Source organism: Streptomyces sp. NPDC088785 (assembly GCF_044750685.1).
Lineage (GTDB): Bacteria > Actinomycetota > Actinomycetes > Streptomycetales > Streptomycetaceae > Streptomyces.
This window is the reverse complement of the sequence record NZ_JBIVKH010000011.1, coordinates 157,435-180,555: the sequence shown is the minus strand read 5'-3', so window position 1 is coordinate 180,555 and position 23,121 is coordinate 157,435. Positions and strand designations below refer to the sequence as shown.

At 75.7% G+C, this 23,121-nt stretch carries 13 protein-coding genes and 1 pseudogene; 12 read left to right on the top strand and 2 right to left on the bottom strand.

Going from position 1 to position 23,121, the window contains the following annotated elements; translation table 11 throughout:
* Positions 1 to 124: 124 nt before the first annotated feature.
* The 5 genes from ACIP5K_RS26685 to ACIP5K_RS26665 all read left to right on the top strand — a co-directional run bounded on the left by ACIP5K_RS26685 (position 125) and on the right by ACIP5K_RS26665 (position 6,885).
* On the top strand, positions 125 to 1,675 hold the full coding sequence (locus ACIP5K_RS26685; protein ID WP_401413404.1) for a glycosyltransferase family 39 protein: 1,551 nt from the start codon (positions 125 to 127) through the stop codon (positions 1,673 to 1,675).
* Between the two features lie 113 nt (positions 1,676 to 1,788).
* Complete coding sequence (locus ACIP5K_RS26680) at positions 1,789 to 2,880, top strand: DegT/DnrJ/EryC1/StrS family aminotransferase (RefSeq protein WP_401413403.1); 1,092 nt, start codon at positions 1,789 to 1,791, stop codon at positions 2,878 to 2,880.
* A complete protein-coding gene (locus tag ACIP5K_RS26675; RefSeq protein WP_401413400.1) occupies positions 2,880 to 3,899 on the top strand; it encodes a Gfo/Idh/MocA family oxidoreductase in 1,020 nt (339 codons plus the stop codon). Before ACIP5K_RS26680 ends, ACIP5K_RS26675 begins: the two co-directional genes overlap by 1 nt.
* A gap of 125 nt (positions 3,900 to 4,024) precedes the next feature.
* A complete protein-coding gene (locus ACIP5K_RS26670) occupies positions 4,025 to 5,608 on the top strand; it encodes a glycosyltransferase family 4 protein (protein WP_401413398.1) in 1,584 nt (527 codons plus the stop codon).
* A complete protein-coding gene (locus ACIP5K_RS26665; protein WP_401413396.1) occupies positions 5,590 to 6,885 on the top strand; it encodes a nucleotide sugar dehydrogenase in 1,296 nt (431 codons plus the stop codon). Before ACIP5K_RS26670 ends, ACIP5K_RS26665 begins: the two co-directional genes overlap by 19 nt.
* 43 nt (positions 6,886 to 6,928) lie before the next feature.
* On the opposite strand, the gene ACIP5K_RS26660 is transcribed toward ACIP5K_RS26665, so the two are convergent.
* Complete coding sequence (locus ACIP5K_RS26660; RefSeq protein ID WP_401413394.1) at positions 6,929 to 7,546, bottom strand: acyltransferase; 618 nt, start codon at positions 7,544 to 7,546, stop codon at positions 6,929 to 6,931.
* Between the two features lie 40 nt (positions 7,547 to 7,586).
* Between ACIP5K_RS26660 and ACIP5K_RS26655 the strand changes: the two genes are divergently transcribed.
* The 7 genes and pseudogenes from ACIP5K_RS26655 to ACIP5K_RS26625 all read left to right on the top strand — a co-directional run.
* The gene (locus ACIP5K_RS26655; RefSeq protein WP_401413392.1) at positions 7,587 to 9,203 is read left to right on the top strand and encodes a glycosyltransferase family 2 protein; all 1,617 of its coding nucleotides are present in this window, start codon (positions 7,587 to 7,589) and stop codon (positions 9,201 to 9,203) included.
* 56 nt (positions 9,204 to 9,259) lie between these two features.
* Entirely contained in the window at positions 9,260 to 11,131 is a 1,872-nt protein-coding gene (locus ACIP5K_RS26650) for a hypothetical protein (RefSeq protein WP_401413390.1), read from the top strand.
* Positions 11,131 to 12,264: an acyltransferase family protein gene (locus ACIP5K_RS26645; protein ID WP_401413388.1), complete on the top strand. Its 1,134-nt coding sequence runs from the start codon at positions 11,131 to 11,133 to the stop codon at positions 12,262 to 12,264. Before ACIP5K_RS26650 ends, ACIP5K_RS26645 begins: the two co-directional genes overlap by 1 nt.
* 59 nt (positions 12,265 to 12,323) lie before the next feature.
* Positions 12,324 to 13,130 (top strand): TylF/MycF/NovP-related O-methyltransferase, encoded by an 807-nt coding sequence (locus ACIP5K_RS26640; protein WP_401413386.1) that lies wholly within the window; start codon positions 12,324 to 12,326, stop codon positions 13,128 to 13,130.
* Between the two features lie 213 nt (positions 13,131 to 13,343).
* Positions 13,344 to 16,853: a CDP-glycerol glycerophosphotransferase family protein gene (locus tag ACIP5K_RS26635; RefSeq protein WP_401413385.1), complete on the top strand. Its 3,510-nt coding sequence runs from the start codon at positions 13,344 to 13,346 to the stop codon at positions 16,851 to 16,853.
* A complete protein-coding gene (locus ACIP5K_RS26630) occupies positions 16,850 to 19,573 on the top strand; it encodes a CDP-glycerol glycerophosphotransferase family protein (protein WP_401413383.1) in 2,724 nt (907 codons plus the stop codon). Before ACIP5K_RS26635 ends, ACIP5K_RS26630 begins: the two co-directional genes overlap by 4 nt.
* Positions 19,570 to 20,736: pseudogene (locus ACIP5K_RS26625) on the top strand (glycosyltransferase); the annotation flags it as partial. The gene ACIP5K_RS26630 and the pseudogene ACIP5K_RS26625, both read left to right, overlap by 4 nt.
* Before the next feature lie 110 nt (positions 20,737 to 20,846).
* Here the strand turns inward: ACIP5K_RS26625 and ACIP5K_RS26620 are convergent.
* The gene (locus ACIP5K_RS26620; protein ID WP_401413381.1) at positions 20,847 to 23,048 is read right to left on the bottom strand and encodes a CDP-glycerol glycerophosphotransferase family protein; all 2,202 of its coding nucleotides are present in this window, start codon (positions 23,046 to 23,048) and stop codon (positions 20,847 to 20,849) included.
* Positions 23,049 to 23,121 lie beyond the last annotated feature (73 nt).

The window sequence follows — 23,121 nt, the reverse complement described above, 5'->3', positions numbered from 1 at the left end:
CGGCCCGCGCGGGCGGCGGCCGAGTAGACGCCGACCGGGTCATCCCGCGTAGGAACGGGTGACGTTGTGCGGCGCGTGCCGCACGCTCGGCGGGATGCGCGGGCCCGTCGTACAGGCTCGGCACATGTCGCTGATCACGCACCCCGGGCCGGCGCGCGCCCGCGCCCTGGCCGTCGCCGTCCCCGGTGCCGTGGCCCTCGCCCTCGGACTCTGGGGGCTCGACCGGGGCACGATGTGGCGCGACGAGGCGGCCACCGTCATGGCCGCGTCCCGGTCCCTGCCGCAGCTGTGGCACCTGCTGGGCACGATCGACGCCGTGCACGGCCTCTACTACCTGCTCATGCACGTCCTGCTGCCGGCGCACCCGGGCGAGGTGCCGCTCCGGCTGCCCTCCGTGTGCGGCGCCGCCGCGGCCGCCTCGCTGGTCGCCGCCACCGCCACCCGTCTGGCCCGCCCCCGGACGGGCCTGTGGGCCGGACTGCTGTACGCCGTCGCGCCGTTCACCCAGTACTACGCGCAGGAGGGCCGCTCCTACGCGCTCGTCGCGGCCGGCGCCGCCGCCGCGACGCTCCTGTGCGTACGGGCCGTGCGGGAGCCGACGGGCCGGAACTGGGCCGGGTACGCCGTGGCCGTCGCGCTGACCGCCTGGCTGCACGAGTTCGCGGTCCTCGTGCTCCCCGCGCACGCCGTGACCCTGGCCGTCAGCCGCGTGCCGGGGCGCGTGTGGCGCGGCTGGGCCGCGGCCGCCGCGGCCGCCGCCGTCTCGCTGCTGCCGCTGGTCCTGGTGACCCACGCGCAGAGCGCGCAGGTCGGCTGGATCCGCCGGCCCGACCGCGCCGACGCCGAGGCGCTGCTGCGCACGGCGGCCGGCGGGCACGGGCTGCTGTTCGCGGCGACGCTCACCCTCGTCGCGGTCGCCGTCTCCCGCCCGCCGGCCCGCACCGCGCGGGGCGGCTGCGGCCTGGTCGCGACCGCGCTGCCGCTCGCCCTGCTGCCGCCGCTGACCCTGCTGACGCTCTCCCAGTGGCATCCGCTGTACGCGCCGCGCTACGCGTTCTTCGCCTTCGCCGGAGTGCCGCTGCTGGTGGCGGCGGGCGCCGAGGCGCTCGTGGCGCGGCTGCCGCGCCCGGCCCCCGCCGCGACCCTCCCCGCGCTCGCCGGCCTGGGCCTGATCGCGGCCGCCTTCCTCGCCCAGCTCCCGCTCCAGGAGCAGCAGCGCTCGGCGCACGCCCGCCGCGACGACCTCGGCTCGGTCGCCCGCATGCTCACCGCCCGGCTGCGGCCGGGCGACCCGCTGCTGTACGTCCCCAAGACCGGACGCAAGTACGCCGCCGCCTACCCGGCCTCCGTCGCCGGGACCCGCGACGTGTCGCTGCTCGCCTCGGGCGCCCGCTCCGGCACCCTCTACGGCCGCGACGTCGACGCCGCCGCCCTGCGCGCCCGCATGGCCTGCCTGCCCCGGCTGTGGGTCTACTTCGACGCCGAGGCCGCCCGCCCCGGCTGGCACCCGCGCACCCGCACCGACGCGGCCAAACTCGACGTGCTGCGCGAGGACTTCAGGCCGGTGCGCCAGGACGGGCGGCGCAGCGGCGCCGTCCGGCTGTACGAGCGGGTGGGCGGCGCCGCGCCGGAGTGCTCGGCGGCCGCGGGCGCGCCCGGCCGTCCCCGGAAGTAGCCTTATCCGACACATCAGCCGATGGGGTGATTGCGGCAAGCGCCGGAAAACTCCGGTCTGTCCGTCGGAGTTGACCTCGCGCCACGTTGTCACCTCCGGACGGAGTGATGTCCATGAGCGGGATTCCCGCACCGATCCCGCCCGCGCGCCCCGTCATCGGGGAGGCCGAGATCGAGGCGGCCGTGCGCGTCCTGCGCAGCGGCCGTGTCGTCCAGGGCCCCGAAGTGGCCGCGTTCGAGGAGGAGTTCTCCGCGCTCGTCGACGGGCGGGCCTGCGTCGCGGTCAACTCCGGCACCTCCGCACTCCAGTTGACGCTGCTCGCGCTCGGCATCGGCGGCGGCGACGAGGTGATCGTCCCCTCCTTCTCCTTCGCCGCGACCGCCAACGCGGTCCGCCTGGCCGGGGCCGAACCCGTCTTCGCCGACATCGACCCGCGTACGTACTGCGTGGACCCGGACGCGGTCGCCGCGCTGGTCGGCCCGCGCACCGCGGCGATCATGCCGGTCCACCTCTACGGGCACCCCGCCGCCATGGACCGGCTGACCCCGCTCGCCCGGCGGCACGGCCTCGCCCTCGTCGAGGACGCCTGCCAGGCGCACGGCGCGACCCTGCACGCCCGCCCGGCCGGCGCGCACGGCGTCGCGGGCTGCTTCAGCTTCTACCCGACCAAGAACATGCACGCGCTGGAGGGCGGCATGGTCACCACGGCCGACCCCGACCTCGCCCGCACCCTGCGCCTGCTGCGCAACCAGGGCATGGAGCGGCAGTACGTCAACGAGATCGTCGGCGCCAACATGCGCATGACCGACGTGAACGCCGCCGTCGGCCGGGTCCAGCTCGGCCGGCTCGACGAGTGGACCGAACGCCGCCGCGCCAACGCCAAGCGGCTCGACGCCCTCATCGGCGCCCCCGCCGTGACCACCCCGTACGTCGCCGACGGCGCCCGGCACGTCTACCACCAGTACACGCTGCGGGTGCCCGGGCGGGACCGGTTCAGGGCGGAGCTGGCCGCGCGGGGCGTGGGCAGCGCCGCCTACTACCCGACGCCCATCCACCGCCTCGCCCCCTTCAGCAGCGGCGACCGGCTGCCCGAGACGGACCGGGCCGCCGCCGAGGTGCTGTCGCTGCCGGTGCACCCGTCGGTCACCGACTCCGAGATCGAGCGGATCGCGGACGCCGTCGACACCGTCGCCGGGACCCTGTGATGGGCGGCGCCCGGCTGCGCGCCGGCCTCATCGGGCTCGGCGCCATGGGCCGCAACCACGCCCGCGTCCTCGGCCTCCTCGACGGGGTCGACCTCGTCGGCGTGGCCGACCCGGCGGGCGGCACCCTCGCCGACGGCACCCCGGTCGTCCCGACACTCGGCGAACTCCTCGCGCTGCGCCCGCACTACGCCGTCGTCGCCTGTCCGACGGCCCTGCACGAGGAGACCGGCATGGCGCTGGCCGCGCACGGCGTCTGCGCCCTGATCGAGAAACCGCTGGCGCACTCGGTGGTCGCCGCCCGCCGGCTGGTCGACGCGTTCGAGGCCCGGGGCCTGGTCGCGGCCGTCGGGCACATCGAGCGCTTCAACCCCGCGCTCCAGAGCCTGCGGTCCCGCCTGGAGGCCGGCGAACTCGGCGAGGTCTTCCAGGTCGTCACCCGCCGCCAGGGCCCCTTCCCGCACCGCATCGCCGACGTCGGCGTGGTCAAGGACCTCGCCACCCACGACATCGACCTCACCGGCTGGGTGACCGGGCAGGAGTACGCCTCGGTGTCCGCCCGCACCCTCAGCAAGAGCGGCCGCGCCCACGAGGACATGGTCACCGTCACCGGCGACCTCACCGACGGCACCCTCGTCAGCCACCTCGTCAACTGGCTCAGCCCGCTCAAGGAGCGCTTCACCGCGGTGACCGGGGAGCGCGGCTGCCTCGTCGCGGACACCCTCACCGCCGACCTGACCTCCTACGCCAACGGCGCCGTCACCACCGAGTGGGAGGCGCTGCGCGCGTTCCGCGGGGTCAGCGAGGGCGACATGATCCGCTACGCGATCCCCAAGCGGGAGCCGCTCCTCGTGGAGCACGAACGCTTCCGCGACGCCGTGGCGGACCGGGACACCACCGGCGTCGTCACCCTGCGGGAGGGCCTGCGGACGGTGGAGGTCGCCACGGCCGTCCTGGAATCGGCCCGCGACCACCGCTCGGTACGCCTCCCCGCGGCCCGCAGGGCACCGGCCCGCCCCTGACCGCTGCCGGACCGGGCACCCGGGACTGCTCCACCCGGGTGACGCCGCACCCGTCCGCGTAGCGGCACCGTGGCGGCGTCGTTGGAACGAGCGGCCCCGCCCCAGCGAGGAAACAAGGACTGAGCGTGCGACACGACACGGCCCCCGGACCGGCCGGGCACACCGAGGGCGGCGGCCGCCGCGTGGTGATGCTCGTCGACAATGCCGTCGACGGGGACTCCCGGGTACAGAAGGCGGCCCGTTCCATGGCCGACGCGGGCTGGCGGGTGACGCTGCTCGGGCAGTCCCCGGACCGCAGGCCCCGCCAGTGGCGGCTCGGCGACGCCGAGGTCCGCCTGCTCCCGCTGGAGCGGCACCTGGGGCGCCGCCGCCACGAGTTCCGCCGCCCCTCCCCGCGCCACCCGCTGGCCTACCGCCCCGGCGGCATCGGCGCCTACCGCGAGCAGCAGGCCCGCGCCTGGCGCGCCGACCTGCTGGTGCGCCGCACCGTCGAGGGCCGCGGCCTGCTCCTGCGCCGGCTCGCCGCCCGGCTGCTGGTGCGCTGGACCGGACTGCGGCACGGCCAGCTCAAGCGCGCGCAGGCCCGCCGCAAGCACCTCGACACCCTCGGCGACCGGCTGTGGACCGCCGCCGTGCGCGCGGTGATGCGCGACCGCTGCTGGCGGCGGCTCGAACCGTACCTGTGGGACTACGAGTTCACGTTCGGGCCGGAGATCGACCGGCTGCGCCCCGACCTGATCCACGCCAACGACTTCCGGATGATCGGGGTCGGCGCCCGCGCCGCGGCCCGCGCCCGCGGCCGGGGCCGCACCGTGAAACTGGTGTGGGACGCCCACGAGTACCTGCCCGGCATCAAGCCCCGCGGACAGCACCACCGCTGGCTGCCCGCGCACTGCGCGCACGAGCGGGAGTACGCCGGCCGCGCCGACGCGGTCGTCACCGTCTCCGGACCGCTGGCCGAGCTGCTGCGGCGCGAGCACCGGCTGCCCGAGCTGCCCGCCGTCGTCCTCAACGCGCCCGGCGGCGAGGGCCCCGCCGACGCGCCGGACGAGCCCGCGCCGGACCTGCGCGCCCGGTGCGGGATCGGCGCCGACGTCCCGCTGATCGTCTACAGCGGGGCCCCGGCGGAACAGCGCGGCCTGCGCACCGTCATCGAGGCGCTGCCCCGGCTGCCCGGCGTGCACGCCGCGTTCGTGGTGCTCACGCCGCGCGGCGCGTACATGAAGGGACTGCTCGCCCGGGCCGCCGAGCTGGACGTCGCCGACCGGGTCCACGTCCTGCCGTACGTGCCGCACTGGCAGGTCGTCGGCTTCCTGTCCGGCGCGGACGTCGGACTCATCCCCATCCACCACTGGCCCAACCACGAGCTGGCGCTCATCACCAAGTTCATGGAGTACGCGCACGCCCGGCTGCCCATCGTCGTCAGCGACGTGCGGACCATGGCCGACACGGTCCGCGCGAGCGGCCAGGGCGAGGTGTTCCGCGCCGAGGACACCGGCGACTTCGTGCGCGCGGTGCGCGCCGTCCTCGCGGCGCCGGACCGCTACCGGGCCGCGTACGACACCCCGGGCCTGCTCGACGCCTGGACCTGGCGGGCCCAGGCCGAGGTGCTCGACGCCGTGTACCGGAGCGTGCTGGGCGCCGCCGCGCCCGCCGCGCTCCCCACCTCCCCGATCGGAGTCAACCAGTCATGCGTATCTGCGTCGTAGCCCTCGGCAAGATCGGCCTCCCGCTGGCCGTCCAGTTCGCCGCCAAGGGGCACGAGGTCCTCGGCACGGACGTCGACGAGCGGGTGGTGACCCTCGTCAACGACGGGGTGGAGCCCTTCCCCGGCGAGCACGAGCTCGGTGCCCGGCTGAAAAGGGCGGTGGTCGACGGCCGGCTGAGCGCCACCACGGACACCGTGTCGGCCGTCGCCGTCTCCGAGGCCGTCGTCATCGTCGTGCCGCTGTACGTCGACGCCGACGGCACCCCCGACTTCGGCTGGATGGACGCCGCCACCCGCGACGTCGCCGAGGGGCTGCGGCCCGGCACCCTGGTCAGCTACGAGACCACCCTGCCCGTCGGCACCACCCGCACCCGCTGGGCGGCGCTCCTCGAAGAGGTCTCCGGGCTGCGCGCGGGCCGCGACTTCAGCCTGGTCTTCAGCCCCGAACGGGTCCTGACCGGACGGGTGTTCAGCGATCTGCGGCGCTATCCCAAGCTGGTCGGCGGCGTCGACGTGGCCTCCGCCCGGGCGGGCGTCGAGTTCTACGAGTCCGTCCTCGACTTCGACGTCCGCGACGACCTGCCCCGCCCCAACGGCGTGTGGGACCTCGGCTCGGCCGAGGCCGCCGAACTGGCCAAGCTCGCCGAGACGACGTACCGCGACGTGAACATCGGCCTCGCCAACCAGTTCGCGCGGTTCGCGGACGGCGCCGGGATCGACGTCCTGAAGGTCATCGAGGCCTGCAACTCCCAGCCCTACAGCCACCTCCACCAGCCCGGCATCGCCGTCGGCGGGCACTGCATCCCCGTCTATCCGCGGATGTACCTGTGGAACGACCCCGGGGCGAGCGTCGTCCGCGCCGCGCGCGAGGCCAACGCCGCGATGCCCGGATACGCCGTCACCCGGCTCGCGGAGGCGTACGGCGACCTGGCGGGCGCCGAGGTCCTGGTGCTCGGCGCGGCCTACCGGGGCGGCGTCAAGGAGACCGCGTTCTCCGGGGTGTTCGGCGTCGTCGGCGCGCTCCGCTCGGCCGGGGCCGTGCCCTGCGTCAGCGACCCGCTGTACTCCGCCGAGGAGCTGGCCGCCCTCGGCCTCACCCCGTACGCGGGCCAGGAGGTGACGGCCGCCGTCGTCCAGGCCGACCACGCCGAGTACCGCGAGACGGGCGTCGCCGACTTCCCCGGCGTGCGGGTCCTGGTCGACGGCCGCCGCGTCACCGACCCGGCCCGCTGGCCCGGCGTGCGCCGCGTCGTCCTGGGCGCCCCCGCGCCGGTCTGACCGCGCCGGGCCGCCCGGCCCGGCGCGCGCGGCACCCCCGGGCTCAGGCCTCGGTCAGCCGGCCCGGGGCCGGTTCCTCGTAGCGGGCGCCCGTGCGCGGGCACTGCCAGGTGCCGGGCGCGACCTCGTCGAGGCGCTCCCCGGCCCGGCCCACCCAGCCGGCCCACCGCGCGGGCACCCCGGCCACGAGCGCGAAGTCCGGGACGTCGCGGGTCACGACGGCGCCCGCCGCGACCATCGCCCAGCGCCCGATCCGCACCGGCGCCACGCACACCGCGCGCGCCCCCAGCGACGCGCCCTCGGCCACCGTCACCCCGACCGGCTCCCAGTCGGCGGCGCCCTTCGCCCGCCCGTGCGGATCGACGGCGCGGGGCGTGCGGTCGTTGGTGAGGACCGCGGCGGGCCCGACGAACACCCCGTCGGCCAGCGTCGCCGGCTCGTACACCAGGGCATAGTTCTGGATCTTGACGTGCGCGCCGACCCGGACGCCCGTCCCGAGATAGGCGCCGCGGCCCACCACGCAGCCCGCGCCGAGCCGCGCACCCTCGCGGATCTGCGCCAACTCCCATACCCGGGTGCCGGATCCGAGGGTCACCGACTCGTGCACCTGGGCGCCGTCGGCGATGCGGACAGGTGGGGTGGGAACGTTCGTGGTCGTCATGGACTGTGCAACGAGTGACCCACGCCGTCGTTTGCACCACATGCAGAACATTCCCGGCCGTGCGCCGGACGCCCCGCAGCCCCCGGGCGTCCCGGACGTCAGCGTCGTCGTCGCCGTCTACAACACGATGCCGTACCTCACCCGCTGCCTGACCTCGCTGGTGCGGCAGACCATCGGCACCGGCCGCATCGAGATCGTCGCCGTGGACGACGGGTCGGACGACGGCAGCGGCGCGGAGCTCGAACGGTTCGCCCGGCTCCACCCGGACGTCCTCACCGTCGTCCACCAGGCCAACTCGGGCGGCCCCGCCGCCCCCAGCAACCGGGCGCTGGGCCTCGCCCGCGGCCGGTACGTGCTGTTCGTCGGCGCCGACGACCACCTGGGCCCCGAGGCCCTGGAACGGATGGTGGCCGCCGCCGACCGGCTGGGCTCCGACATCGTGCTCGGCCGGATGGTCGGCGTGAACGGCCGCTGGGTGTCGCAGGCCGTGTACGGCGAGAGCCGGGACGAGGTGACCCTGTACGCGTCCGCGCTGCCCTGGGCGCTGTCCAACACCAAGCTGTTCCGGCGGTCGCTGATCGAGGAGCACGGGCTGCGCTTCCCCGAGGACCTGCCGGTCCTGAGCGACCAGCCGTTCACCCTGGAGGCCTGCTTCCGGGCCGGGCGGATCACCGTACTCGCCGACTACGACTACTACTTCGCGGTGCGCCGCGACGACGAGACCAACGCCACCGTCTCCTTCCGCGCCCTGGACCGGCTGGCCGGCACCCGCCGGCTGTTCGAGCTGACCCGGCGGCTGGCGGAGCCCGGGCGCGGCCGCGAGTGGATCCACCAGCGCCACTTCACCTGGGAGGTGGCGCGGCTGATCGGCGCCGAGTTCCTCGACCTCGGCGCCGACGAGCAGCGGCAGGTGTGCGAGGGGGTCGGCGCGCTGCACCGCGCGTACGCGAGCCCCTACGCGCTGAAGAAGCTCTCCGCCGAACAGCGGCTGCTGCTGCGGCTCGCCGACGCGGGCCACCTCGCGGCCCTGAAGGGCGTCCTGGCGTGCGCGGCGGCCGGCGGCCCGCCGGTCGTCGTCGACGCGGAGCGGGCCTACGCGGGCTATCCGTGCTTCCGCGACCCGGGACTCGGCCTGCCCGACGCCTGGTTTGACATCACCGAGGCCAGCCGCGGCCGGTTCGCGGAGCAGGAGTTCACCCCGGCCCTGACCCGGCTGACCGGCACCGGCGCCGAGGCCGGCCTGGAGATCGTCGCGCACAGCTCGCTGGCCGGCCTCGCGGACTTCGGACCCGGCACGGTGCGCGCCGAGACCACGCTGGAGCGCGGCGGCGAGCGGGTGGTGAAGTCCTACGCCGCGACGGTGGCCGCCGACGCCGACGGGGACGGCAGCGTCGTGCGGTGCACGCTGCCGCTGAGCGAACTGTTCCCGCACAAGGACGCGCCCTGGGAGCGGTGGAGCGTCCGGCTGGTCGCCAGCGCCCTCGGCGAGAGCCCGCACGTGCCGCTCGCCCCGCTGCCCACCGAGACCCGGGTGCCCCGCCCGCGCCGGCACCGGATGCGGCCCTACGACGTCGGCGTCGCCACCCCCGGGACGAGCGAGCTGCGGATCACCGTGCGCCGGCTCCCGGTGCGCGAGCTGCTGCGCGCCCGGGCCTGATCACCCGGGTGGTCCAGTACAAGTGACCGAACGGGCCCCGCGGTGTTGGTCAGTGGATGAAGATCTTGCTGCGCCCTCCCACGGCGACCGCCCTGACCGCCTGGACGGCCCTGGTCCGTCCCGCCACCCCCCGGGTGCCCGCCGCCCGCCGGCCCGGCGCCCCGCCCGGCGGCGGGCCCGCGCGCTGGGCCGTGCCCGCCGCCGTCCTCGCCGGCACCGCGCTCGTCGGACTGCGCGCCGCCTCGCTCGGCCAGTGGGTGGTCGACGACGCCGCCGTCACCTTCGCCTACGTCCGCAGCGTCGGCGAGGGCCTCGGACCGGTCCAGCAGGCCGGGGCCGCCCCCGTCGAGGGGTACTCCAACCCGGCCTGGCTGCTCCTGCTCCTCATCGGCCGGACGCTGCGCCTCTTCGACCGGGGCGGCTGGGCGGGCGTCAGCGACCTCGCCCTCTTCCCCAAGGCGCTCGCCCTGCTGTGCGTCGCGGGCACCCTCGCCTGCGTCGCGGGCGTGGCCCGCACGGCGCTCCCGCGGCGCGCCTGGCTCGTCGTCCTGGGCACCGGCGCGCTGCTCGCCGCCAACTTCAGCTATGTGGTGTGGTGCTTCTCCGGCCTGGAGAACTCCCTGTACGGGCTGTGCGCCGCCGGACTCGCCCTGGTCCTGGTGCGCGGCAGCGGACCCCGGGGCGCCTGCGCCGCCGCCGCGCTCACCCTGCTCGCCGCGCTCACCCGCCCCGACGGCGCCGTCCTCGCCGCCGCCTGGCCGGCCGCCGTCCTGCTGCTGCGCCGCCCGCGCGCACTGCGCGACGCGGCCCTCAACTGCGCGCTGTTCGGCGCCGGTTACGGCACCTTCCTGCTGTGGCGGCACGCCGTCTTCGGCCTGTGGGTGCCCAACACCGCCGTCGCCAAGGCCCAGCGGCCCCCGGAGCTCGCGGACCTGGCGAAGGTGGGGGAGCTGGTCGGGTACGCGGGCTGGGCGCTCGTCCTGGTCTGCGCTGGCTGCGCCGGGCTCGTCCTCGGCCGCCCCGGGCCCGCCCGCCGCGCCCTCGGCCTGCTCTGCCTGCCGCTCGCGCTCACCCTCCTCGCCTACGGGGCGCTCGCCCCCGACTGGATGCCGCTCCACCGGTTCGCGACCCCGGTGTGGGTGCTCGGCTCGGCCGTCGCCGCGCTCGCCGTCACCACCGCCTGCGACGCCGCGCCGGTGCGGGCCCGCGCCCTGGTCTGCTGCGCGCTCGGCGGGGCGCTCACCCTGTCGCTGGCCGGACAGGAGTCGCGCGACCGGGAGTTCACCGCCGAACCGACCCTGTCCATGTGCTGGGTCGCCGACCGCTACGGCCGCCTCTTCGACGCGTACGCCGACCGGCTCGGGCTGCGCCCCGGCGCCACCGTCGCCCTGCCCGACCTCGGCGGCACCCTCCTCACCAGCCGGCTGCGGGTCGTCGACGTCGCCGGGCTCACCGACCGGCGGATCGCCGACGCCTACGCCGCCCACGACCGGGCCGCCCTCACCGGCTACCTGCTGGACGAGGTGCGCCCCGAGCTGCTGCACGCCCACGCCGCCTGGCCGGGCCGCTCCGGACTCACCGCCCAGCGGCTGACCGACGCCGGATACGTGCGCCTGTACCGCGAGGGCGACGGCGGCGACTGGGTCCGGGCCACCGCCGTCCCCGGCGGGATCGCCCGCATCGCCGCCGTCCGGGCCTGGGCGGAGCCCCGCGTCGACCGCATGCGGCACGCCAAGCACCAGCGGCGCGGCGAACTCGGCGACTGCGGCGCCCGGCTGGTGCCCGGCCGGTCCGCCCGGGCCGCCGTCGCGGAGGTCCCGCCGCCGCGGCCCGGCCCGCCCGGCCCGCTGGTCCCCGCCCGGCCGATCCCGTTGGCCCCGCCGCACGCCCCGGCCGCGCCCGCCCCGGCCTCGGCCCGGGGGGTCTGATGACCAGCGCCCTGCTGCCGCGCCCGTCCGGGCTGCGGCCGCGCGCCGCCGTGCCGCGCGCCGACCGCCTCGACTCGCTCACCGGGCTGCGCTTCCTCGCCGCGCTCGCCGTGTTCACCCACCACTTCACCGGCGCCGGCCCGTCCGGCGGCGTCGCCCACACCCCCGCGCTGTTCCCGTACTCGACGATGGGCGTCAACGGCGTCGGCTTCTTCTTCGTGCTGTCCGGGTTCCTGCTGGCGTGGGGGCACCGCGCCGGGACCCCCGCCAGGACCTTCTACTGGCGGCGGGCCGGCCGGGTGCTGCCGCTGCACCTCGCGGCCACCCTGCCGTGCCTGTGGGTGTTCCACCTGTGGGGCGGGGTGCCGTGGGACCTGCCCAGCTTCCTCGCCTCGCTCGTCCTCGTGCAGACCTGGTTCCCCGGCGTCGTCCCGATGTTCCCGGGCAACGGGGTGTCCTGGACGCTCAGCGTCGAGGCCTTCTTCTACCTGCTGTTCCCGTTCGCGATCCGCGCCGCCTACCGGCTGCGCACCCGCACCCTGTTCGCGCTGTGCGCCGCCGGACTCCTCGCCATGTGGGGCGTCGGCCTGTGGGCCGCGACGCACCTGTCGCCCTTCCACGCCGCGTGGCTGATGCGGCTGCCGCCGGCGCGGCTGCCGGAGTTCGCGCTCGGGACCAGCCTGGCCCTCGCGATGGGGCGCGGGGTGCGCATCCCGGTGCGGCCCGGCCCGCTGATCGCCGCCTTCGCCGCGTACACGGTCGTCCACGCCCATCGCGGCGACTGGTTCGGGCCGGGCGTCGTCCAGCAACTCGACTGCGCGGTGCGGCCGTTGGTCGCCCTGTTCTCCGGACTGCTGATCGTCGCCTGCGCGCGGCGCGAGCGCTCCGGGGTGCGCGGCTGGCTGTGCGCGCCGCCGATGGTGCGCCTCGGCGCCTGGTCGTACGCCTTCTACCTGCTGCACCAGACGGTGAACCGGTTCATCCTCGACCACTGGGGCCGCGCCGCGCCGGGCGACCAGAACGCGTTCACCCTCGTCGGGGTCGCCACGGTCGTCGTCGGCCTGTCCTGGGCCGCGTACACCTACGTCGAGGAACCCGCCCGGCGCTGGTGGTACCGCCGTCAACCTACGTAGAGTGACGAGAGAGCACGCACTGTGACAGTGTGGGTGAATTGCGCGTAGTGTCCCGCCCCATGGCATGGAAGAACGCAGTCAACGGCGCCCTGCGCACCCTGACCGGATACCAGCTGACCCGCCCCGCGGTGCCGGCCCCGCGCCCCGCCGCGCAGCCCGCACCGGCCGCCCCCGCGCGGACCGGGGCGCTCAGACTTCCCGCCGACTACGACGACGAGGCCAAGGAGATCATCCGCGCGGTGAAGCCGTGGACGATGACCTCCCCGGAGCGGCTGAACGCGTTCGTCCTCGCCACCCGGCACGTCGTCCGGCACGACATCCCCGGCGCCGTCGTCGAGTGCGGGGTGTGGCGCGGCGGCTCCATGCAGGCCTGCGCCAGGGCGCTGCTCGGCTGCGGCGCCACCGACCGCGACCTCTACCTCTTCGACACCTACGACGGGATGACCCCGCCCACCGTCGAGGACCTGCGGCGCGACGGCACGCCCGCCGCCGACATCCTCGCCCGCAACTCCAAGGACAAGGCCGTCTGGGCGTACGCCACCCTCGACGACGTCCGGGCCGGCTTCCAGCAGGTGCCCTACCCCGCCGAGCGCATCCACTTCGTGCGGGGAAAGGTCGAGGAGACCGTGCCCGACCGGGCCCCGGAGCGGATCGCCGTGCTGCGCCTCGACACCGACTGGTACGCCTCCACCCGGCACGAACTGGAGCACCTGTACGACCGGTTGGTCCCCGGGGGCGTCCTGCTCATCGACGACTACGGCTACTGGCAGGGCTCCCGCCAGGCCGTCGACGAGTTCCTGGAGAAGACCGGCGCACGGCTGCTCCTGCTCCGCATGGACGAGGGACGCATCGCCGTCAAACCCTGACCAGGACCCCGCCCGGGCAGCCCCGGATCCCGGCCCCCGCGCCCCGTGGCGCGGGGGCCGGCCCCGTGCTCACCCGAATGGCGCAGGCCGGGTGACCGGCGGCGACGTCGCCGGTTGTTAACGAGTGAGCCACCTCCAGCACACCCGGCTCAGCACAGCGGTCCGCTGCTGTCCCCGTCGTCCCCTGTCGTCCGGAAGGAATGTGCGCCGCGCATGACACCCCGACTCACCGTCGTCGTCCCCATCTACAACGTCGAGGAGTACCTCGCCGACTGCCTGGAGTCGCTGTCGGCGCAGACGCTGCGCGACCTCGAGGTCGTCATGGTCGACGACGGCTCCACCGACGGCAGCGGGACCATCGCGCGCGCCCACGCCGAGCGGGACACCCGGTTCCGCCTCGTCGAACAGCCCAACGCCGGGCTCGGCGCCGCCCGCAACACCGGCGTCCGGCACGCCACCGGCAGCCACCTCGCCTTCGTGGACAGCGACGACGTGATCCCCGAGGGCGCCTACGCGCTGATGCTCGACACCCTCGCCTCCTCCGGGTCCGACTTCGTCACCGGCAACGTCTTCCGGCTGCGCGCCGACGGCTCCACCACCCAGTCCCCGATGTTCCGCAGGACCATGGCGACCACCCGCACCGCCACCCACGTCACCCGCGACTGGGACCTGCTCGCCGACCGCATCGCCTGCAACAAGGTCTTCCGCCGCGACTTCTGGGACGAGCACGCCCTGGCCTTCCCCGAGGGCGTGCTCTTCGAGGACATCCCCCTGGTGCTCCCCGCCCACTTCCGGGCACGCGCCGTCGACGTGCTGTCCGACACCGTCTACCTGTGGCGCGACCGCGACGGCTCCATCTCCAACAGGCGCGCCGTCCCGCGCGCCATCCGGGACCGCACCGCCTCCTGCGCCGCCGCCAGCCGCTCGCTCGCCGAGCGCGCCGAGTGGCGCGAGGGCAAGCGCCGCTACGACGCCGGTGTCGTCGCCGGCGACCTGTGGATGTTCATGCAGGCGCTGCCCGACGGCGACGCCGCCTACCACGAGGCCTTCCTCGACCACGTCAACTCCTTCGCGGACAGCGTCGACCCGGGCATCTTCGACGAACTCCCGCTCGGCCTGCGGGTGCGCTGGCAGCTGATCCGGCAGCGCCGCATGGCCGAACTCCTCGCCTACATGGCCTACGAGAAGAGCAACCCCGGCGCCTTCACCGCCCGCCGCGGACTGCGCGGCCGCCGCGCCGACTACCCCGTCCTCGGCGCCCGGCTGCCGCGCTCCGTCGTCGGCCTCGCCCGCACGGACCTGCCCCTCGACGCCCGCATCACCCAGGCCGCCTGGGACGACGACGGCAAGCTGCGCCTCAAGGGCTTCGCCTACGTCCGCAACCTGCCCGCCGGACGGCTCACCGCCCGCGCCCGCGTCGCCTGGCTGCGCGCGGGCAAGCGGCGGGCCGTGCCGCTGCGGCTGCGCACCGTCCGCTCCCGCGAGGCGACCCTCGCCTCCAAACAGGGCCTGCACGACTACGACCGGGCCGGCTTCGAGACCGTCGTCGACCCCGCCCGGCTGGTCACCGCCCGGGCCAGCACCACCTGGAACCTGGAACTCGGCACCTGGGCGGGCGGCCTCCTGCCGCGCACCGGACCGGTCCGGGTGAGCGGCTCCGGCACCGTCCCGCTGCGCCACCTCGACGACGACCTGCGCATCGTGCCCACCCTCAGCGACGGCCGGCTGCGGCTGCGCGTGGAGCGGCTGCGGGCCCGCCTCGCCGAGCACGGCCGCGACGGCGAAACCATCCGCCTGACCGGCACCCTGGCCGCCGGCGGCCCCGGCACCCCGCTCGCCGTCCGCGTCGAGAACTGGCGCACCAAGGAATCCCACGACCTGCCGGTCACCACCGACGGCCGCGTCTTCACCGCCCGGGTCCCGCTCGCCCTGTTCGGCGGCGCCGAGGCCCCGGCCGACCCGTGGGGCGTCGCCCTGGTCCCCGCGGACGGCAAGCCGGTCCCGCTGCCGGTGCGCCCCGACATCGCCCCCGGCCGCTACGGCCTCGGCGGCGGCCGCGAACTGATGGTGCTCGCCAACCCCTCCGGCAACACCGAACTGCGCGACCAGGTCGTGCGCCCCGTCGTCGACACCGTCCGCTGGGAGGACTGCGGCGCGGACACCGCCTGCCGGGACTGCGCCGACGGCCGCGAACCCGGCCACCTGCTCCTCGCGGGCAGCTACCCGCCCGGTGGCCGGCGCGAACTGGTCCTCGCCCACGACGGCCACGGCGAACAGGCCGTCACCCCCGTCACCGGCGCCGACGGCCGCTTCGAGGCGGTGCTGCGCCCGCACGCCCTCCCCGGCCCGGCCGGCGTCCTGCCGCTCGCCGAGGGCACCTGGCAGCTGTACCTGCGCGCGCCCGGCGACAGCGACCCCGACCGCCGCGTGCCGCTGCTGCTCGCCCCCGCCCAGCACGCCGCCCTGCCGCTGCCGCGCGCCCTGCGTGGCCGGACCTTCACCGTGCAGCGCCGCCACCACGACCAGCTCGTCCTGCACTCCGGCTCCGCCCTGCCCGAGCGGGACCGCGGCCGGGCCGCGCAGAGCGCCCTGCGCGAGCGCTACGCCGTCCAGCGCACCCTGCCCCGCCGCGACGCCGTCCTGCACATCAGCTTCGACGGCCGCCAGTACTCGGACTCACCGCGCGCCGTCCACACCGAGCTCACCGCCCGCGACGCCGGACTCGACCACCTGTGGGTGGTCCGCGACCAGCAGGTCGACCTGCCGCCGGACGCCGTCCCGGTCGCCCTGTGGAGCGCCGACTGGTACGAGGCGCTGGCCCGCTGCCGCTACCTCGTCACCAACACCCACCTGCCCGAGTGGTTCGAGCGCGCCGACGGCCAGTACGTCGTCCAGACCTGGCACGGCACCCCGCTCAAGCGCATCGGACGCGGCCTGCTGGGCAGCGCGAGCGCCGACCCGAAGTACATCGCCACACTGCCCGCCCGCGCCGACCAGTGGTCGCTGCTCGTCTCCCCGAACAGCTTCTCCACCCCGGTGCTGCGCGAGGCGTTCGGCTACACCGGCGACGTGCTCGCCTCCGGCTACCCGCGCAACGACCTGCTGCACGCCCCCGACCGCGACAAGCTCGCCGCCGCCGTGCGCGAACGGCTCGGGGTGCCCGACGGCAAGCGCGTCATCCTCTACGCGCCGACCTGGCGCGAGAACCAGCCCCGCACCGGCGGCCGGTACGGCCTCGACCTCCAGCTCGACCTCGCCGCCGCCGAGGCGGCCCTCGGCGACGACCACGTGCTCCTCGTGCGCCGCCACTACCTCGTCGGCGGCGCCGTCCCCGCCACCGACTTCGTCCGGGACGTCTCCCGCCACCCCGACGCCACCGAACTCCTGCTGATCGCCGACGTGCTGGTGACCGACTACTCCTCCATGATGTTCGACTTCGCGCAGACGGGTCGGCCGATGCTCTTCCACACCTACGACCTCGACCACTACCGCGACACCCTGCGCGGCTTCACCTTCGACTTCGCCGCGCAGGCGCCGGGACCGCTGCTGCGCACCAGCGACGAGGTGATCGCCGCCCTGCTCGACGCGGACGCCGCCGTCGCCGGGCACCGGGGCGCCTACCAGCGGTTCCGCGAGGCGTTCTGCGACCTCGACGACGGCACCGCCGCCGCCCGGGTGGCCGACGCGATGCTCGCCCACGACACGTGCGGGGGGACCCGATGAGCAGCACGGCCCCCCTCGACGTCAGCGTCGTCCTCGACTGCCCGCCGGGCACCGGCCCGGCCGCCCTGCGCGACAGCGTCCGCTCCGTCCTCGACCAGACGCTCGCCGCCACCGAAGCGGTCCTCACCGGGGCGGGCGCCGCCGAGGCCGGTGCCGCCCTCGCCGCCGACCACCCCGGCCGGGTGCGCACCGGCGACCCGCGCGGCGCCTACGTCCTGCCCCTCGCCCCCGGCGAACTCCTGGAGCGCAACGCCTGCCGCAACCTCCTCGCCGCCGCCCACCGCACCGACGCCGACCTCGTCGCGGGCCGCTGGACCCGGCGCACCGGGCACGGCGCCAAGGAACAGGCCCCCGCCTGGCAGCGGGAGCTGTACGGGCGCTCGCGCGTCGTCACCGACCTGCGCGACGCCCCCGCACTCGCCGCCCGGGACGCCCTCACCGCCGGCTGCGCGGTCCGCCGCTCCCGCTGGGCCGACGGCGGCACCGGCTTCGACCACGCGCTCACCGCCCGCCGGATCGCCCTCGTCCCCAACCTGATCACCACCCGGCGCCCCGCCCCCGACCCGCTCGGCGGCCTGCCCGCCGCCGCCGCGGCCCAGCGGCACGCCCTCGCCCTGCTCACCGACCCCGCGCTGCGCGCCGCCCGCGCCCACGCCTTCCTCACCGACCACGTCGTGCCGTGCGCCCGCGCCTTCCTCGCCGCCGACCCCGCCCGCCGCACCGAACTCGCCGCCGCCTACGCGCCGCTGCTCGACGGACTGGTCGACGACACCGCGCTGCGCGACCTGCCGCCCCTGGAGCGGGTCGCCGCCGCCCTGCTCGCCGACGGCGACGCCCCCGGGGTGCACACCGCCGCGTACGCGCTGGCCCGCCCCGGCACCGTCGTCTCCGCGCAGGTCCGCCACGCCGGCCGCTCCTACTGGAGTCCGGCACACCTGCACCCCTCGTACGACCTCACCGAACTCGGCGACCAGCACCGGCCGGTGAGCGGACTCAAGGTGCTCAACCGGGTCACCCGGTGCGCCCGCGAGGACGGCCGCCTGGTGATCGAGGGCGCCGCCGTGCTCCCGCCCGTCCTCCGCGACACCGAGCGCACCCACGTGCTCACCGCGAGCCTCGAACTCGTCGCCCGCGGCGGCGCCGCCCGGACCGTCAGCGTGCCGCTCGACGACGTCCGGCTGCGCGGCGACGCCATCACCTGGCGCGTCACCGTCCCGCTCACCGGTGTGCTGCGCCCGCGCGGCGTCGGCGACCGGGTCTGGGACCCGCGCCTGCTGCTCGGCATCGACGGCGAACGGCTCGCGCCGCTCGACCTGTTCGCCGAGAAGGGCTCCGTCGGCGCCGGAGCCACCGCGCTCCCGGCCCGCCCCCGCCTGGGCCGCCTCACTGCCGACACCTGGCAGCCCTACGTCACCGCCGGGCACCACTTGGCGGTCTGCCTGCTGCCCCGCCGCCGCCCGGCCCGCACGGCCAACGCCCTGGCCCACTACGCCACGAACTTCCGCCCCGCCCGCATCCTCAAGCAGCGCTGGAAGAAGCTCCGCAAGCGGGCCGCCGTCCTGCACACCCGGCGCACCAAGACCGCCGTCTACCGCCACCTGCTGCGCCGGCTGCCCGTCAGCCGCGGCACCGTCGTCTTCGAGAGCCACATGGGCGCCTGCTACGGCGACAGCCCGCGCGCCGTCCACGAGGAGCTGGTCGCGCGCCGCCGGGGCGCCCGCGTCGTGTGGTCCTACGCCGACGACCCCACCGGCTTCCCCGCGGACGCCACGCTGGTGCGCCGCTGGTCCTGGCGGTACCTGTGGGCGCTCGCCCGCGCCGAGTGGTGGGTCGACAACCAGGGCTTCCCGCACGCCCTCGACAAGCCCCGGCACACCACCTACCTCCAGACCTGGCACGGCTCCGCGTACAAGCGGATGGGCTACGACGAGATCCGCCACAAGATGCGCAACGCCCCCCAGCGCGAGCAACTGATGCGCGCCGTCGCCCGGTTCGACCGGTTCCTGGTCCGCTCCGAGCACGACGTGACGACCCTGGCCCGCGCCTACCGCATCCCCGAGGAGCGGCTGATGCGCGTCGGCTACCCGCGCAACGACCGGCTCGTCGCCGCCCGCGAACGCGACGAGCGCGAGGGCCGCTTCCCGCGCCCGGACCTCGCCGCCGCCCTCGGCATCCCCGACCACCGCACCGTCGTGCTGTACGCGCCGACCTTCCGCGGCACACCGGAGAACAAACAGGCCCGACTGCTGCTGGACGTACGGGAGTTCGCCGAGCGGTTCGGCGACACCCACACGCTGCTCGTGCGCGCCCACTACATGGAGGTGGCGACGCTGCCCGTCACCCCGCCCGGCACCGTCCTCGACGTCTCCCGCCACCACGACGTCAGCGAGCTCCTCTGCCTCGCCGACGTGCTGGTCACCGACTACTCGTCGATCATGTTCGACTACGCCCTCCTGGACCGCCCGATCGTGCACTTCGCCCCCGACCTCGACGCGTACACCGCCGAGCGCGGCAGCTACTTCGACCTGCGGGCCCGCTCCGGCGGCCCGGTCGTCGACACCCAGGAGGAGCTGCACCGCACCCTCGCCCGCATCAAGGAGGCGGACGGCGACTGGCAGCAGGCGCGGCGCGCGTTCGCCGCCGAGTTCGGCACCTACGACGACGGGGGCGCCGCCCGCGCCGTCGTCGACGCCCTCTTCACGCGAAAGGCGGGCCAGTGACGACCACGCCCGTACGGACGGCGGCCGCTCCCCGGGAGCGGGACCTCTTCCTCGTCGCCAACAGCACCGACGAACTGGGCGGGGTCACCGCCTGGACCCACCAGATGGCCCGGCTCTTCCAGTCGGCCGGGCACCGCGTGCACGTCATCGGCGTGCACCGCGCCGACCTGAAGATGGCGGTGCCCGAAGCCCCCGACTACCCGGTCACCGCCCTCTACCCGGAGCATCCGCTCACCGCCCGCCCGCTGCGCGGCCGGCGCCGCTTCAGCGTGCCCGCGCGCCGCCGCGAGGCCCGCAGGCTCGCCGCGAAGAAGCGGGCCCTCGCCGAGCTGGACGCCATCCTGGGGCGGGCGCGGCCCGGCTCCGTCCTCGTCGTCACCCAGGTGTGGCCGATGGAGTGGCTGCGCGAGACGGACACCTCGCACCTCACGGTCATCGGCATGAGCCACGAGTCGTTCGCCTATTCGCGGGCCTGCCACCGCTACCACTGGGTGAAGCGGCACTACCCGCACGTCGACCGCTGGCTCGCCCTCACCCAGGAGGACGCCGACACCTGGACCGCCGAGGGCCTCGACAACGTCGACTTCATGCCCAACGCCCTCGCCCACCTCCCCGCCGTGCCCTCCCCGCGCACCGACAAGGTCGTCTGCTCCATCGGCCGCCTCGCCGACCAGAAGGGCATCGACATGCTCCTCGACACCTGGGCGAAGGTCGCGCCGCACCGCCCGGACTGGCAGCTGCACCTGTACGGGGCGGGCACCGACGAGCCGGAGCTGCGCCGGCAGGCCACCGAGCTGGGCATCGACGGCTCGGTGCGCTGGCAGGGCCGCACGGACGACGTGCCGGGCGCCCTCGCCGCGTCGTCCGTGTTCGTGCAGTCCTCACGCGGCGAGGGTTTCCCGCTCGCCCTGATGGAGGCGATGGCCAGCGGCGTGCCGTGCGCCGCGTTCGACTGCGCGCCCGGGGTGCGGGAGATCGTCCGGGACGGCGAGGACGGGCTGCTGGCCCCCGCCGGCGACCTCGACGCGCTCGCCGACCGGCTCCTGCGCCTGACCGGCAACCCGCGGCTGCGCGACGCGATGGGGGACCGGGCCCGGACCAACGTCCAGCGCTTCTCCGAGCAGCGCGTCCTCGCCCGCTGGGAGTCCGTGCCCCCCCTGCTGCACCCCTCCCCCCTTCCGGCACCCGCGCCCCCCGGCCCCCCGGCCCCGCCCAACACCGGGGCCCCCGCCCGGGGGGGGCCCCGGGGCGGGGCCCACGGTTCTTCGCCGTGTCAGGCCCGGGGGGCCGGAGCGGGCAGGGCCGGCTGGCGCGGGACCGCGACCGCGCCGGCCGGCTCCTCGCCGAACACCACCCGCCGCACCACCCGCTCACCGGCCCGCCCGTCCTCGTACGGGCAGAACCGCTCCCGGAACGCGGCCCGCAGCTGCGCGGAGCGCGACCCCCGCCAGTGACCGGTCGCGAAGATGTCGACCAGCTCGTCCTCGGACCGGGCGATCGCGCCCGGCGGGAAGGAGCGCAGGTCGAAATAGGTGCCGCGGGCGGCTTCGTACGCCTCCCAGTCGTCGGCGTGGATGACGATCGGCCGGTCGAGGGCCGCGTAGTCGAACATCAGGGACGAGTAGTCCGTGACCAGCGCGTCCGAGGCGAGGCACAGCGACTCGACGCCGGGCCGGTCCGACACGTCGATCAGGCGGGCGCCCGCCCCGCCGGCCAGCGGCGCCGCGTACCGGTGGTGCGCGCGCGTCAGCAGCGTGAACCGCGGGCCCAGCGTGCGCAGCATCCGCTCCAGGTCCAGCGGCAGCCGCTGGGAGATCCGGTAGTCCCGGTGCGTGGGCGCGTAGAGGATCGCGATCGAGTCGCGCGGGATGCCGAGCGCGTCGCGCAGCCGCACGATCTCCTCCCGCGTCGCCGACCGGAAGCGGTCGTTGCGCGGATAGCCGTATTCGAGGGTCGTGTACGCGGCCGGGTACGCCCGCTCCCAGACCAGCGTGGAGTGCCGGTTGCTGGACAGGACGTAGTCCCACTTGTCGGCGTTGGCGAGCAGCTGCGCGAAGTCGGTGCCGCGGGCGGCCGCCGGATGGTCCTGGAGGTCGAGGCCCATCTTCTTCAGCGGGGTGCCGTGCTGGGTCTGCACGAAGACCTGACCGGGCCGCTTGACCAGGCGTCGGTCGAAGTTGACGTTGTTGACGAGGTACTTGGAGCGGGCGAGCGCCGTCCAGTACGCGGCCGTGCCCGGCGCGAGCCGCCGGGTGGCGGCCGGGATCGTGGCGTGGTGCTCCGGCGCCGCGATCCAGGAGGTGCGCACGTGCGGGGCGTGCACGCGGAAGGCCTCCTCCAGGGCGCCGGGGTTGCAGCCGTGGCCGCGGCCCCAGTAGGAGGCGAACACGGCCTCGTCCGCGCGCACCGGCAGGCGCAGCTGGACGCGGTAGTGGAGCTGGAGCGCGGCGGCCCGCAGGGTGCGGCGGGCCGCCGCGAGGGAGCGGGACACGCGCCGTCCGACCGCCATCGCCGTCCACAGGGCGCGGTAGGTGCGGTGGCTGCCGAGCCGGACCAGGGCGTGCCGCAGCCGGGTGCGGCGGCTCACGCGGGCGCCCGGGGTGCGGTAGCGGCCGTAGTGGCCGCGGGCCCTGCGCAGGAACTCGGCGCGGCTGCGGCGCGGCAGCCGGCCGCGCTTGGTGAACAGCGTGCCGAGGTGGTCGACCATCCTGCGGAACATCGCCGGGCGCCACTGCGCGTCGAGGTCGGGGTGCTGGTCGAGGAACTCGAAGACGCGCTCGTACTGCTCGAAGATGTCGAAGTGGCGGCGCGAGGTGGTGCCGAGGATGTTGCCGCCGCGCCGCTGGCGGTAGTGCACGCAGACCCGGTCCAGGGTGGCCAGCGACTCGGCCGCCATCAGGACCGGGTACGTCCAGGGCGTGTCCTCGTAGTAGCCGGGCGGGAAGGTGAAGCCCTCGCGCTCGATGAACTCCCGGCTGTACGCCTTGTTCCAGACCACCATCAGCACCTTCAGCAGCCCCGGCCGGTCGGCGAGGGTGAAGGGCGCGGGGCCGTCCTGGGCGAGCAGGTGCGCGAACTGGTTGCGGACCTCGCGGCCGTCCCAGAAGGTGCGGGCGTAGTCGAAGAGCAGCACGTCGGGGGAGCCGGTCTCCTTGACGCGGTCCGCGATCGCGCGCAGCGAGCCCGGGGTGAGGGTGTCGTCGCCGTCCAGGAAGAGGACGTAGTCGCCGGTGGCGTGCCGCAGGCCGGCGTTGCGGGCGCGGCCCAGGCCCGCGTTCTCGTCGAGGTGGACGGCCCGGACGCGGGCGTCGCGCGCCGCGAACTCGTCGATGATCTCCCCGCAGGCGTCCGGCGAGCAGTCGTCCACCGCGATCACTTCGAGGTCCGTGAACCCCTGCTCCAGCACCGAGGCGAGGCACGCGTGCAGATACGCCTGCACTTTGTACGCGGGGACGATGACACTGAACCGGGGCAAGGGGGCACATCCAGGGAGTCGGCGCGGGCATTCTGCCCGGGAACGGCCGACACGCAGGGAAGTTACGCGAGAT